This is a genomic window from Frankia torreyi (assembly GCF_000948395.1).
GTDB classification, from domain to species: Bacteria; Actinomycetota; Actinomycetes; order Frankiales; family Frankiaceae; genus Frankia; species Frankia torreyi.
Genome location: NZ_JYFN01000006.1, coordinates 25,208 through 38,115, shown reverse-complemented (window position 1 = coordinate 38,115; position 12,908 = coordinate 25,208). Strand labels below are relative to the sequence as shown.

Below are 12,908 nucleotides of genomic sequence, written 5' to 3'. Positions count from 1 at the left end.
GGCGCGCGGGGCCGCGGGGCTCGCGGCATCGGTCGCGGTGGTCGGGGCGGGCGCGCTCGCCTACGGCTCGCTGTACGAGCGCAACGCCTACACGCTGCGTCGGCTGTCGATCCCCGCGCTTGCCGCCGGCTCGCGACCGCTGCGCGTGCTGCACCTGTCCGACCTGCACGTCACGGCGCGCCAGCGGGACAAGCTCGCGTGGTTGGCCGAGCTGGCCCGGCTGCTGCCGGACCTGGTCGCCCTCACCGGTGACGTGCTCTGCGCCGAGGACGCCCGCGAGCCGCTGCTCACCGCGCTGGCGCCGCTGTACTCGTTCCCGGGTGTGTTCGTCCCGGGGAACAACGACTACTTCGTCCCCACGCTGCGCAGTCCGCACCGGTACCTGCGCGGCGATGCGCCGGCCGAGCCGTCCGGCGTCCCGCTGGACTGGGCGGGCCTCGCCAAGGACCTGACCGCGGCGAGCGGCTGGACGGAGCTCACCAACACCCGGGCCGTACTCGCGGCCGGCGGCCGCCGGATCGACGTGCGCGGGGTCGACGACGCCCGGCTGCGCCGCGACCGGCCCGACCTCGTGGCCGGGCCCGCGGAGCCCGGCACGCAGCTCGCGCTCGGCCTGTCGCACACGCCGGAGCCGCGGGTGCTCGACGCCTTCACCGCCGACGGCGTCGGCCTCATCCTGTCGGGTCACACCCACGGCGGCCAGATCCGGCTGCCGGGAATCGGGGCACTGGTGAGCAACTGCGGGCTCGACCGATCCCGGGTCCGCGGGCTGTCCCGCCACGCGACCGCCGCGGGAGCGTCCTGGCTGCACGTGTCCCCGGGCCTGGGGACCTCGCCCTTCGCCCCGGTGCGCCTCGGCTGCCGCCCCGAGGCGACCCTGCTCTGCCTGACCGCGGTCCCGTCTGCCTGACCGCGGTCCCGTCTGCGTGACCGCCGGCCGAACCCGTGACCACCCCCTGCCCTGAACCACCGCTCCGTCGGGTATGCTTCATCTCGGTCGCGGGGTGTGGCGCAGCTTGGTAGCGCGCTTCGTTCGGGACGAAGAGGTCGTGGGTTCGAATCCCGCCACCCCGACCACGCAAAGCCCTGGTCTCAGGCTCCTACGGGAGGGCCGGACCAGGGCTTTCGTCGTCTCTGGGCTCGCCACTGAAGCGATCACCCCTGGCCTGCTCCACCGATGGCCCGTGGGCAGGGCGAGGTAGCGTCGCGCTGTGAGTCCGATTCGTGAGGTGCTCGCCCGGGTCTACGTCGAATCGCTGGACGACGTGCTGCCCCTCTACCAGCGACTGGCTTCGGACGCGCCCACGCGCCGCTTCCGCTTTCGCGACGTCGAGCTGGCGTGGGTCGGGCCTTTCCTCCTGGTGGCGGGGACGCCCGCCGCGCTGGCGCCGTTGCGCAACCGGGCCGCGACCGTGCTGGTCGATGACCTCGACGCTGTCGCCGCGACGATCGTCTCGGCAGGCGGCGCGCTGCTTGAAGGGCCCGGCGAGTCACCCAACGGATCCCGACTGATCGCCGAGCATCCCGACGGGACGGTGTTCGAGTACCTGCACATCGTGACCTAGCCGCGGTGTCGGACGGGTACCGGCGCCGTGGTCGGCGACCGCGCCACTCCGCGGCGACCGCGCCGCTGGGAGGCGGGCGGCACGAGGTTCGCGTGGCGCGGCTCGGCGGAACACCAAGATCGTCGAACTGGCCCGCGCGGGCGTCGGTCGGGACGCACCCTCGTCGGCACCTGACGCGTTGCGGCCGGTGCGGGTTGTTTTCGTGGCCGGCCGGTCATGGCGCGGTCCCGGGAGCCGGGTGCTCTACCGTGTACCCAAGTACTTCCCGGGCTCATGATCGATCATTGACCCGGCTACGTTAAGATCGCACGATGGAAAAGGGGAAGCGGGAGACTGTGGCCAAATACCGTCGAGTGGTCGTAAAACTAAGCGGCCGGGCGATCGCCGGTTCCGCCGAATTCGGCTTTGATTCGAATGCGCTGGAACATCTCGCCCGGGAAATCATCGCGGTGCGTCAGTCCGGGGTCGAGGTGGCGATCGTCGTCGGCGGTGGAAATCTCTTCCGCGGCAACCAGTCGGACCGGTGGGGGATCGATCGGGTCGAGGCCGACAACATCGGGATGCTCGGCACGGTCATCAACAGCCTGCTGCTGCGGGGCAAGCTGACCGCCCTCGGGGAGGACAACCTGCGGGTGATGACGGCGGTCCCGGTCCCGGCGGTGGCCGAGCCCTATATCCGGCTGCGGGCCGTGCACCTGCTGGAGAAGGGGGCGACGGTCATTCTCGCCTGCGGGAACGGTCAGCCCTTCCTCACCACCGACTACCCGGCGGTGCAGCGCGCGCTGGAGCTGGGCGCGGACGCGGTGCTCGCCGCCAAGGACGGCGTCGACGGCGTCTACGACAGCGACCCGAAGATCAACCCGGACGCTCAGCGCTTCTCCCACCTCAGCTACGACGAGGTGATCAGCAGGGGGCTGCGGGTCATGGATCAGTCGGCATTCATTCTTGCCCGCGACTTCGGTATCCCGCTGCACATCTTCGACATCGAGCAGCAGGGTGCGATGACGGCGATCTGTCGCGGCGAACACCGGGGGACCGTCATCGACACCACGGGTGGGAAGTCGGGTTCCGCGGCGCTGGCGAGTTCCGCCGAAACGGTGGTGTGAGCCGCGCCGCGCCACCGGTCGGTGAAGTTCTCGGCACTCGCCGCCCGCCGACGCCGGGGGTTGTACTCCCGCCGCGGTGGGTTGACGGTACGCCGCGCAGTTGTTGTCTTTTCGGTAAAGACGAGGCCCGATTTGGTGCTATGACGCGTCTTTTGTCGGGATCTGACCGGCTAGCCAGGCCGGGCCGGTACCGACACGTGGCCGGTACCGGCGCCGGGCTCAGCGGCGGTGGATCGCCAGGGGTGGATCAGAAGCAGGAGTAGGTGGTGCTCGGGGAGGTGTCCGTGGTCGACATGCCGTCCGCGGTGCCGGTGGTCACGGTCTTGAACTGCGCCTGACCGTTGAAGCTGCAGGGCACCGAGGTGCCCTCGCCGATGCCGCTGCCGCCCCAGTACGACTTCTTGACCGGGTCCCCGACGGACATCCACTGCCCGTTCGCGTACTTCCGCAACTGGTTGCTGATCTGCATGTTGCCCGAGTACCGGGGGTCGCAGGTGATCCCACCGTTCGCGAAGATCGTCGAGCCGCCGGTGGGCGGCCAGGCGGTGACGGTGCAGCCGGTGGACTGAATCGGGGTGGATGCGTCGGCGGGGATGGCGCCGAACAGGCCGGCCGCCACGGCGCCGGTCGCGCCGACGGCTGCGGTCCGCAGTGCTGCGCGGGTGCTGGGCACGATTTCCTCCAGGTGGGGGATGGGCGGTGGGGGATCGGGATGGGCGGTGCGGGTTCAGGCTGGTGCCGCGCCGAAGGAGTAGACCGGCCGCGGCGGAGGCCCGAAGAAGGTGCTGATGGTCTCCAGGCGCGGCCGCTCGGTGAAGGTGACGACGTCGAGGCCCGCCAGCACGATCTGTCCGATGCTGTTGCGCAGTCCCCACTCCCAGCGGGCGCGACGGTGGTGCACGTCGACCCCGCTGGTGCGCACCGGCCGATGCCCCGGGTAGGGCGCGAGGAACTCGCCGATGAGATCGGCGAACTCGATGATGCCGGCGGCCTCGCCCAGCGGGTTGGCGTAGGTCACCGCGGGGACGCAGCAGTCGGCGAGCAGTTCGTCGCGCCGGGACACCGCGGGTTCCGCCCAGGCGGCGTAGAGGCCGTCGGCCAGGGCCGCGAGCCGTTCGGCCGTGGCGGCGTCGCTGCCCGCGCCGACGCTGTGTGCGTCGTGTCGCGCGGCGGGCTGGGTGCTCATGGGGTGAACCTCCGCCGGGCCTCGGCTCGTTGCAGCTTTCCGGAGGGGGTCTTCGGCACCGAGCCCGGCTCGAGCACCAGCACCGCGTGCGGGGTCACCCCGAGCGCGGCGCGGACCTTCTCGGCGACGGCGCTCCTCAGCGCGGCGGGATCGGCCCCACGGGTCTCGACGGCCACGGCGAGCCCCTCCCCGCCGAGATGGCCGGGACGCGGGTAGGGGAAGGCGACGATGTTGCCCGCGCGGGCACCCTCGGCGCGGGCCGCAGCCCGCTCCACCTCCTCGGGGTAGATGTTGCGGCCGCCGAGGATGATGACGTCCTTGCGGCGACCGCAGACGACCAGTTCGCCGCCGGTGAGGTAGCCGAGGTCGCCGGTGGCCAGCCACCCGTCGCGGGCGCGCAGGGCCGCCGCCGACTCGGGATCGTCATGGTAGGAGGCGGTCACCGAGGTGCCGCGGACCTGGACCTCGCCGACCTTCCGCTCGGGCCGGATCCCGCCCGAGTCCGGATCGACCACGCGGACCGACAGGCCGGGGATCGGCTCCCCGAGCAGCGCCAGCCGTCTCGTGCGCATCGCGGGCACCGCCGGCTCGGCGGGCTCAGCGGGCTCGGGGGACTCGGCGGGCCCGGCGGGCTCGGGGGACACCAGGCGCGCGGCCGGCTCGGGGGGCACGAACCGGGCCGTGCCCGCGGCCAGGGCGTCCGCGTCCACCGTGTCGTAGCGCGGCCCACGCCCCACGGCGGAGAACGTGACCGCGACCGTGGCCTCCGCGAGCCCGTAGGCGGGTGTGAAGGAGGCCGGATGGAAGCCGTGACCGCCGGCGGCGTCGAGGAAGTCGTCGACGACCGCGGGATCGATCGGCTCCCCGCCGCACAGCGCGTAGGCCAGGCAGGAGAGGTCCAGCCGGGGGCCGGTGCGCAGCAGCCGGGCCGCGACGGCGTAGGCGGAGCCGGGTCCGACCGTGTTGGTGGCGCGATGGTGGGAGACGAGCTGCATCCAGCTCGCCGGCCTCGCCAGGTAGTCGGCGGGTGAGGACAGCAGCGTGTCGCAGCGGCCGCACGCCATCGGCAGGATGAACCCGCCGATGAGCCCCATGTCGTGGGACAGCGGCAGCCAGGACAGCATCCGGCCGTGCACGGCCTCGTGGCTGGTCGCCACCCGGATGCCCTCGATGTTCGCCGCCAGGTTGCCGTGGCTGATCCGGGCGATCTTCGGTGCGCCGGTGGTGCCGCTGGTCAGCTGCAGGATCGCGGGGGCGTCGGCGGTCAGCAGGGGCGGGCGCCACGCCGCCGCAGGCGGGTCGCCGACCGCCTCGGCCAGCGGGATCACCCGCCCGGCCCCGCCGGACAGCGCCGGCACCGCGTCCCCCCACGGCGCGCCGACCAGCACGAGCGGCTCACCGAGCGAGTCGAACCGGTCGCGGGTGTCGGCGAGGTAGCGGGCCAGGTCGACGGTGCGGGCGGGGGTGGGGGCCATGGTGAGGCTACCGCCGGCGAGCCAGGTCGCCATCGCGGCGGTGATCGTCTCCCGCGACGTGTCGGCAAGGATGACCACCGGCCGGCCCGGCCCGACCCCGTGCGACTGCAGGCCCGCGGCGACGCGTCGGGCGTCCCCGTAGAGCTCGGCCCAGCCGACCCGCCGTCCGCCGTCCGGCGCGAGGAAGGTCACCGTGTTCGGACCGGTGCTGGCACGCCTCATGCGATCCAGCAGATAAACCATTGTCGACGCCCTCTCCGGCGGACGATCCCGTTATCGGGCGTCGCCGTCCGTGCTGTCCCGGTAGACGGCGAGAATGAGACGGTCCCAGTAGCGACCGCGATAGAAGTCGTGCCGGCGCAGCCGCCCCTCGAGTTCGAGTGCGCCGCCGGCCGATTTTTCCCGATCGGCCCCCGCGAACTGCGGGTAGTTGAACTCGGGCACCTCGAAATACAGCTTTCGGAACGGCCAGATGTCGAAGACGTAACGCACGAACAGGTCCAGTGCCTCGACGGCCAGACCCGACCCGGTGTAGTCGGCCGAGATCGCCGCGCCGACGTAGGCGTACCCCAGGGTGAACTCCGGGTTGTAGCAGATCGCGTGGCCGACCGGCCGGGCCGTCTCGATCGACTCGATCACGAACTGGGTCAGGACGCCCTGCCACAGCTCCTGCTCGAACTGCGGATACGACGGCACCGAGCCCCGGTAGCGCCAGCGAAAGCCGATCTCCGGGGTGACCGCGAGCTCGTACAGGAACGGCGTCGACGCCGGCAGCACCGGCATCAGCCGCAGAAACCGCCCGGCGAACCGCGGCGGTGGCAGCGCGAGCGAGCCGGCGGCCGCGGACGCTGCTGCCGCGGCGGCACCGGTCGTCCCCGGCCCGGCGAGGCCCGGCCCGGCGAGGCCCGCGGGCCCGTCGAGCGACGCTGCGCCGACGCCGATCCCGGCCGGTACGGCGCTCACTGCCGATGCGGCGGGGAGCGGCTGGGAGTCCGCGGCGGGCGGGCCGGCCCGATAACGGTGGTAGAGCTCGCCGACGGTCTCGATTTCCAGCCAGTTCGCCTCGGAGAGGTCGACTCCGAGCTCGATCACGTACAGGCAGAGTTCCAGAAGCCGGAAGGAATCCAGCCCGAGGTCTTCATGGAGCCGGCTGCCGCCGGCGATCGCCGAATCAGCGAGACCCATTTTCCGGGCAATAAGCTGCTCGAATTCGTCTTGTCGGAGCATGCTACCTGTTCTGCGTGCGCGAAAGACGGAATCAAGGATGGACTATTTCGGGCAGTTCGGACATTGGTGACGTTAGCAAACGAGCCGAAGGGCCGCAAAGCCGGATAACCCGTTTCGGCTAGCGCGCCTGCGTCACGCGGCGGTCAGTAGGAGCGGGCGATCAGGCAGACCAGGTCGTCGGGGTCGCCGCCGGCGGGCGGGATCTCGCCGTCGGGCGTCTGCAGGCAGCGGACGGTCAGGGCGTCCTCGGCGAGGCGTGCCTCGCCCTCCTCGCCCACGAGGCGCCACGGGATCCGGGCGAAGCCGGTCTGCGCCGCCTGCGCGGCGTCGGCGACCGTGGTGACGTCCGCCGTTCGGCTCTCGCGCAATGCCAGGGCCTCGGCGTGCAGGCCGGCCTGCACCTCGTCGAGCAGCGCCGGAACCCGGGCGGCCGCCTCCGCCAGCGGCACCGGCGCCTTCGCCGAGGTGTCCCGGCGGACCAGGGTCACGTTCCCGGCGGCCAGGTCGCGCGGGCCGACCTCGACCCGCACCGGGATGCCCTTGATCTCGGCGTCGGTGACCCGGCGGCCAAAGGACAGCCCCGGGCGGGCGTCGACCTGCACCCGCAGTCCGGCGTCGGTGAGCGCCGCGCCGATCTCGCGGGCCTTCGCGACGACGGTCTCGTCGTCGCGCACCGGGAGCACCACGACCTGGGTCGGGGCGAGCCGGGGCGGGATGCGCAGGCCGTTGTCGTCGCCGTGCGCCATGATCAGGCCGCCGACCATCCGGGTCGAGCTACCCCAGGACGTCGTCCAGGCCAGGTGCTTCGCGCCGTCCGCGCCGAGGAAGTCGATGTCGAAGGCCCGGGCGAAGTTCTGCCCCAACTCATGGCTGGTCGCCATCTGCAGGGCCTTGCCGTCGCCCATCATGCCCTCGCAGGTCATGGTGTTCGTGGCGCCGGCGAAGCGCTCCTTGCGGGTCTTCGTGCCGATGAACACCGGGATGGCGAGCACATCGGTGAGGAAGTCGCGGTAGACCTCCAGGGCGATCCGGCGGGCGTAGGCGGCGGCCTCGGCCTCGTCGACGTGCGCGGTGTGCCCCTCCTGCCAGAGGAACTCGCTGCTGCGCAGGAACAGTCGGGGGCGTAGCTCCCAGCGGACCACGTTGGCCCACTGGTTGAGCAGCAGCGGCAGGTCGCGGTAGCTCTGGGTCCACTTGGCCAGGTACTCGCCGATGATGGTCTCGCTGGTCGGCCGCACGACGACCGGCTCCTCGAGCTCCTTACCGCCGCCGATGGTGACCACGGCGAGCTCGGGACTGAAGCCCTCGACGTGCTCGGCCTCCCGGCGCAGGTAGCTCTCCGGGATGAACAGCGGGAAGTAGGCGTTGACGGCGCCCGCGGCCTTGATCCGGGCGTCCACGTCGGCCTGCATACGTTCCCAGATCGCGTAGCCGTACGGTCGGATGACCATGGTTCCGCGGACGGGGCCGTTGTCGGCCAGCTCGGCCTTCGCGAGCACGTCCTGGTACCAGCGCGGGAAGTCGGTCGCACGGGAGGTGAGTACAGCCACCTCGCCACGATATTGCCTGTGCCGGGCGGCGGGGCCATCGGGACGGGGGGCTGGGCGCGGCGTGGCACCGCAGAGGTGCCGCTCGGGGTGCCCGCGCCGGCGCTCGGGCGGGCGGCCCCGATCGGGCCGGGTCAGCGGTGACGCAGGCCTCGGCTGTGCTCCAGTGGGTCGGCGCCCGGCTCCGGCCGCCCGTCGCGGCTGACCTCCTGGAACACCAGGGAGACGTCGACGTCCCCGTGGTGGCTGACCAGACAGGCCGTGGGCGGGACGAGGATCATGGCCGTGGTCAGGTCGGCCGCGGTGGCTCCCGGCGCCAGGACCAGCTCGTGCCGGATCGCCAGGCCGTCGTGGACGGTGACCACCTCGGCGAGGGAGCCGGGCCGGCCGCCGGTGATCGGCCGGGGCTCCGGTAGGAGATCGTCGTTGTCGACGGTGTTCATCTTCTGGCCGTCCTCCTGTATGCGTGTCGGTTCCGAGGCGCGTCACGTGCGGCCGGCGGGCCTGGCGGGCGTCGGGCTCTTCTCTGGACCGGGACAACTTCGCTACGTCGCCTCGATGTTTCTCATTGCTACCATCGTGCGGAATCGTCCTCCGCGATCGAACTTTCAGGTTTCGACTGGATGCTGTCAGCTACGTCGATGTTGCTTACAAGCAAAGCACGGGAACGGGTGGAACGCCACCGGCGATCTCCGGGCAGAACGGACGTCCGGTGACTGTGGGCGCAAGTCCTGATCATCTGCGTAGCGCTGCGTGCGGGTTGGCCGCTTCGCCGGCTCCGTCCCACTGCGTCGCCGGGCGCAGTGGGCCGGGTCGGGCATGACGCGCGCGGATGAACATTCGGTATCAGCGGCGCAAGATTCCCGAGCGGCTCGATGTCGTTCGATGACGTCGAAAAGCCGGCATCCGGGCTTCGGGCCGGCCGGCGCGGCGACGCATGGGCGGCCGGGCCATCCTCCAGCTCGGGCCGCCGACCGTCCCGGCGCCCACGCCTTCTTGTCGTCGACTTGTCCGACGGTTGTCCCGGAGTTCGCAGGCGTAGAGGTGGTGGACGGTGGCCGGCGATGGCGTCGGTCCGACATGATCGGCCGCCGGAGGCGCCGGCCGTTGGTGACAGTGCGCTTAGAGTTCAGTACGCGGTGTTCTGGAGTGGTGGCAACCGGTCCGGTCAACAGGCCATAAATCGTCCGACATAGATGTGTTCCGGTTGGTGACGGGTTGGCGTATGCGCTTGTTCATCTTTCGTTCACTCCGGATCGCTTCGATTCTCGCCGGCACCCCAGTCCGGGGGGCGGACGACAGTGCGCGCCATGAACGGCGCGGGGACGAAGGGTTGCTTGTGATCCGAGGCAAGCGTCAGGCCGCCGTCGGGGCCGCGATGGTGGCACTGCTCACCGTGGCGGCGTGCGGAACTGACGACAACAACGACTCCGGCGGCGCGGGCGCGGCGCCGTCGAGTAAGGCGAGCACGATCTCGTGTGCGAAGGGGTCCATCACGGGCTCCGGCTCGTCCGCGCAGAAGAACGCGATCGACGAGTGGGTCAAGGCCTACCAGAACGCGTGCTCCGGCGCGACGATCAACTACCAGTCGACGGGTTCCTCGACCGGTCGGCAGCAGTTCATCAGCAAGCAGGTCGCCTTCGCCGGTTCGGACTCCGCGCTGAAGGACCAGCAGAAGACCGACGCGGACGCGCGCTGCACCGGCGGTGCCGCGGTCGACCTGCCGATGGCCGTCGGCCCGGTGGCGCTGATGTACCACGTGTCCGGCGTCAACGGCCTGCAGCTGTCTGCCCAGACCCTGGCGAAGATCTTCGCTGGCAAGATCACCAAGTGGAACGACCCGGCCATCAAGGCCGAGAACAGCGCCGCCTCGCTGCCGGACGCCACGATCGCCTCGGTGCACCGCTCCGACGGCTCCGGCACGACGGACAACTTCACCAAGTTCCTCAAGGGCGCGGGCGGCGCCGACTGGACCTTCGACTCCGGCTCGGACTGGAAGGCTCCCGGCGGCCAGGGCGCCAAGGGCAGTGACGGCGTCACCTCGACCGTGAAGTCCACGGAGAACTCCATCGGCTACGCCGAGCTGTCCTACGCGGAGAACGCCGGGCTGTCGACCGTCAAGGTCAAGAACGCCGCCGGCGAGTACATCGAGCCGAGCACGGACGGTGCCTCCCTGGGCCTGAGCACCGCCAAGGTCGCCGATGGCGACGACCTGAAGCTGACCTTCGACTACGCCACCGCGACGAAGGGCGCCTACCCGGTCTACCTGGTCACCTACGAGATCGCCTGCACCAAGGGTCTCTCGGCCGACCAGGCCGCGCTGGTCAAGTCCTTCCTGACCTACACCGCCTCGGACGCCGCTCAGTCCTCGATCGGCGACCTCGGCTACGCGCCGCTGCCGGACGCGGTCGCGACGAAGGTCCGCGCGGTCATCGGCAAGCTGGCCTGACCCGCAGCCTGTCCGATCGCACAGCTCACGCAGCACGGCCGCCCCGAGCCGCCCGGACCATGACGGTCCGGGGCCGGCCGGGGCGGCCCGCACGACCCGACCGGCCCGGCCGGTGCCCGCGGTGGGGTGAACAACCCACCGCGGCTTCGTCGATGTACGGCGGCCGCGGCACCCACGTCCCGCCGCGCGTGCCGCGTCCGGGACCTTGATCGCCAAGCCCCGCTCGGGCACCAAGGAGAGGACCATGACGACGGAGCCGGACAGCTCGGCGGACGCCGCCGAGCCGCGGGGGGCCGCCACGGCGACGGCCCCGCCGGAAGACCCACCGCCGGCCGGCGGGCCCGCGGTCGCGGCCGCGGGCAAGGCGCGGGTCGGGGCGGCCGACCTGATCTTCAAGAACCTCACCCGCACGGCCGGCCTCGGCCTGCTGGCGCTGATCGCCGTGATCGCGATCTTCCTGGTGCTGCGCGCCACCCACGCCCTCAACGCCAACACCGGGAACTTCCTCACCACCGAGGAGTGGTTCCCCAACGCCACCCCGCCGAAGTTCGGGGTGGCCGCGACCCTGTACGGCACGGTCGTCTCGGCGGCGGTCGCGATGATCATCGCGGTGCCGGTGGCAGTCGGGATCGCGCTGTTCATCACCGTGTACGCGCCCCGGCAGCTCTCGTCCGTCCTCGGCTACATCGTCGACCTGCTCGCCGCCGTGCCGAGCGTCGTCTACGGACTGTGGGGCCTGATCGTCCTCGCGCCGCACATGAAGGGCATCCAGCTCTGGCTGAACGACTACTTCGGCTGGATCCCGCTGTTCAGCGGCGACTCGGTGGGGCGTTCGCTCTTCGTCGCCTCCGTGGTTCTGGCAATCATGATCCTGCCGATCGTGGCCGCCCTGTCCCGTGAGGTCTTCCTCCAGGTGCCGATCGCGCACCGCGAGGCGGCCCTGGCCCTCGGCGCGACCCGGTGGGAGATGATCAGGGTCGCGGTGCTGCCCTACGGCAAGCCCGGGGTGATCAGCGCGTCGATGCTGGGTCTCGGCCGGGCGATGGGCGAGACGATCGCGGTCGCGCTGGTCCTGCCCGCCTCGTTCAACATCTCCGCGCACCTCCTCTCGCCCGCCGGCAACACGATCGCCGCGAACGTGGCGAACGGCTGGGGCGAGGCCAACGACATCGGCCGCGGCGCGCTCATCGCCTCCGGCCTGGTGCTGTTCATCGTCACGATGATCGTGAACATCATCGCGCGGGCCATCGTCGCGCGCCGCCGCGAGTTCTCCGGGAGCTCCGCATGAGCACCGCGACCGTGTCCGGACCGGACATCGACAGTGACCCAGACCGCCTACGCCTGCGCGGGCAGACCCTGCCGCGCTGGGCGCCGCTCGCCGTCGCCGCCGGCGCGGTGGTCGTGTCCCTGCTGATCTACCTGCTCACGCCGGTCGACAGCGAGATCCAGATCGTGCTGATGGCCGCGCTCCTCTTCGTGATCGCGACGACCGTTGTCTCGACGGTCGTCGAGGGCGGGCGCCGGGCGCGGGACCGGTTCGCGACGACACTCGTCTACACCGCGTTCCTGCTCGCCGTGATCCCGCTGGTCGCGGTGCTGGTCAGCGTGATCAGCAAGGGGGCCGGTCGGCTCGACGCCGGCTTCTTCACCCACTCGATGAACGGCATCGGCGCCCGGGACGTGGGCGGCGGCATCTACCACGCCATCATCGGCACGGTGGAGCAGGTGCTGCTCGCCAGCGTGCTGGCGGTGCCGTTCGGCCTGCTCGTGGCGATCTACCTGGTGGAGTACGGCCGCGGCCGGATCAGCCGGGTGATCAGCTTCTTCGTCGACGTGCTCACCGGCCTGCCGTCGATCATCGCGGGTCTGTTCATCCTGGCGTTCTGGGTGCTCGCTCTCGACCAGGGCTTCTCCGGGTTCGCGGGCGCGCTCGCGCTGGCCGTGCTGATGATCCCGACGGTCGTGCGCTCCGCCGAGGAGATGCTCAAGCTGGTTCCCAACGAGCTGCGCGAGGCCGGGTACGCGCTCGGCGTGCCGCAGTGGCGGACCATCCTGCGGGTGGTCGTGCCCACCGCGCTGCCCGGGATCGTGACCGGCGTCATGCTCGCGGTGGCCCGGGTGGCAGGCGAGACCGCCCCGGTGCTGCTTACCGTCTTCGGCACGAACCTCATCAACTCGAACCCGTTCTCGGGCGAGCAGTCGTCCCTGCCGCTGTACATCTACTCCCAGGCCGGCCAGCCGCAGCAGTTCGCGGTCGACCGGGCGTGGGCGGCCGCCCTGGTGCTGATCATCATCATCATGGTGCTGAACCTCGTCGCCCGGCTGTTCGCCGGACGCAACCGGTTGAAATGAC

General features: G+C 71.3%; 12 protein-coding genes and 1 tRNA gene. 7 read left to right on the top strand and 6 right to left on the bottom strand.

Annotated features, from left to right (window positions below; genetic code table 11):
• The first annotated feature begins 37 nt into the window (after window positions 1-37).
• The 4 genes from FF36_RS05515 (at window position 38) to pyrH (ending at window position 2,671) form a co-directional block, all read left to right on the top strand.
• Entirely contained in the window at window positions 38-910 is an 873-nt protein-coding gene (locus tag FF36_RS05515; RefSeq protein ID WP_052680975.1) for a metallophosphoesterase, read from the top strand.
• A 90-nt stretch (window positions 911-1,000) separates the two neighbouring features.
• Window positions 1,001-1,077 (top strand) — tRNA-Pro (locus FF36_RS05510).
• Between the two features lie 134 nt (window positions 1,078-1,211).
• Window positions 1,212-1,565: a VOC family protein gene (locus FF36_RS05505; protein ID WP_044883896.1), complete on the top strand. Its 354-nt coding sequence runs from the start codon at window positions 1,212-1,214 to the stop codon at window positions 1,563-1,565.
• A gap of 311 nt (window positions 1,566-1,876) precedes the next feature.
• A complete protein-coding gene (gene pyrH / locus FF36_RS05500) occupies window positions 1,877-2,671 on the top strand; it encodes a UMP kinase (protein ID WP_044883895.1) in 795 nt (264 codons plus the stop codon).
• A 247-nt stretch (window positions 2,672-2,918) separates the two neighbouring features.
• Here the strand turns inward: pyrH and FF36_RS05495 are convergent, their stop codons facing one another.
• The 6 genes from FF36_RS05495 to FF36_RS05470 all read right to left on the bottom strand — a co-directional run bounded on the left by FF36_RS05495 (window position 2,919) and on the right by FF36_RS05470 (window position 8,549).
• Complete coding sequence (locus FF36_RS05495) at window positions 2,919-3,344, bottom strand: hypothetical protein (protein ID WP_044883894.1); 426 nt, start codon at window positions 3,342-3,344, stop codon at window positions 2,919-2,921.
• 54 nt (window positions 3,345-3,398) lie between these two features.
• Window positions 3,399-3,857, bottom strand: a complete 459-nt coding sequence (locus tag FF36_RS05490) for a hypothetical protein (protein ID WP_044883893.1) — start codon at window positions 3,855-3,857, stop codon at window positions 3,399-3,401.
• On the bottom strand, window positions 3,854-5,554 hold the full coding sequence (locus FF36_RS05485) for a long-chain-fatty-acid--CoA ligase (RefSeq protein WP_339325594.1): 1,701 nt from the start codon (window positions 5,552-5,554) through the stop codon (window positions 3,854-3,856). Before FF36_RS05485 ends, FF36_RS05490 begins: the two co-directional genes overlap by 4 nt.
• A 51-nt stretch (window positions 5,555-5,605) precedes the next feature.
• Complete coding sequence (locus FF36_RS05480) at window positions 5,606-6,559, bottom strand: acetyltransferase (RefSeq protein ID WP_044883891.1); 954 nt, start codon at window positions 6,557-6,559, stop codon at window positions 5,606-5,608.
• A 143-nt stretch (window positions 6,560-6,702) separates the two neighbouring features.
• Window positions 6,703-8,109: a proline--tRNA ligase gene (gene proS, locus FF36_RS05475; RefSeq protein WP_044883890.1), complete on the bottom strand. Its 1,407-nt coding sequence runs from the start codon at window positions 8,107-8,109 to the stop codon at window positions 6,703-6,705.
• 131 nt (window positions 8,110-8,240) lie between these two features.
• Window positions 8,241-8,549: a hypothetical protein gene (locus FF36_RS05470; RefSeq protein ID WP_044883889.1), complete on the bottom strand. Its 309-nt coding sequence runs from the start codon at window positions 8,547-8,549 to the stop codon at window positions 8,241-8,243.
• Window positions 8,550-9,484: 935 nt separating this feature from the next.
• Between FF36_RS05470 and pstS the strand changes: the two genes are divergently transcribed.
• The 3 genes from pstS (at window position 9,485) to pstA (ending at window position 12,907) form a co-directional block, all read left to right on the top strand.
• Window positions 9,485-10,555, top strand: coding sequence for a phosphate ABC transporter substrate-binding protein PstS (gene pstS, locus FF36_RS05465; RefSeq protein WP_044883999.1), 1,071 nt, complete (start codon window positions 9,485-9,487; stop codon window positions 10,553-10,555).
• A gap of 244 nt (window positions 10,556-10,799) precedes the next feature.
• Window positions 10,800-11,843 (top strand): phosphate ABC transporter permease subunit PstC, encoded by a 1,044-nt coding sequence (gene pstC / locus FF36_RS05460; protein ID WP_044883888.1) that lies wholly within the window; start codon window positions 10,800-10,802, stop codon window positions 11,841-11,843.
• Window positions 11,840-12,907, top strand: coding sequence for a phosphate ABC transporter permease PstA (gene pstA / locus FF36_RS05455; RefSeq protein WP_044883887.1), 1,068 nt, complete (start codon window positions 11,840-11,842; stop codon window positions 12,905-12,907). Before pstC ends, pstA begins: the two co-directional genes overlap by 4 nt.
• Window position 12,908 lies beyond the last annotated feature (1 nt).

Excerpts from the sequence above, each read along its gene's own strand:
- pyrH (WP_044883895.1), top strand. The coding sequence starts at position 1,877 with ATGGAAAAGGGGAAGCGGGAGACTGTGGCCAAATACCGTCGAGTGGTC.
- FF36_RS05490 (WP_044883893.1), bottom strand. The coding sequence starts at position 3,857 with ATGAGCACCCAGCCCGCCGCGCGACACGACGCACACAGCGTCGGCGCG.
- FF36_RS05485 (WP_339325594.1), bottom strand. The coding sequence starts at position 5,554 with ATGAGGCGTGCCAGCACCGGTCCGAACACGGTGACCTTCCTCGCGCCG.
- FF36_RS05480 (WP_044883891.1), bottom strand. The coding sequence starts at position 6,559 with ATGCTCCGACAAGACGAATTCGAGCAGCTTATTGCCCGGAAAATGGGT.
- FF36_RS05470 (WP_044883889.1), bottom strand. The coding sequence starts at position 8,549 with ATGAACACCGTCGACAACGACGATCTCCTACCGGAGCCCCGGCCGATC.
- pstS (WP_044883999.1), top strand. The coding sequence starts at position 9,485 with ATGGTGGCACTGCTCACCGTGGCGGCGTGCGGAACTGACGACAACAAC.
- pstC (WP_044883888.1), top strand. The coding sequence starts at position 10,800 with ATGACGACGGAGCCGGACAGCTCGGCGGACGCCGCCGAGCCGCGGGGG.
- pstA (WP_044883887.1), top strand. The coding sequence starts at position 11,840 with ATGAGCACCGCGACCGTGTCCGGACCGGACATCGACAGTGACCCAGAC.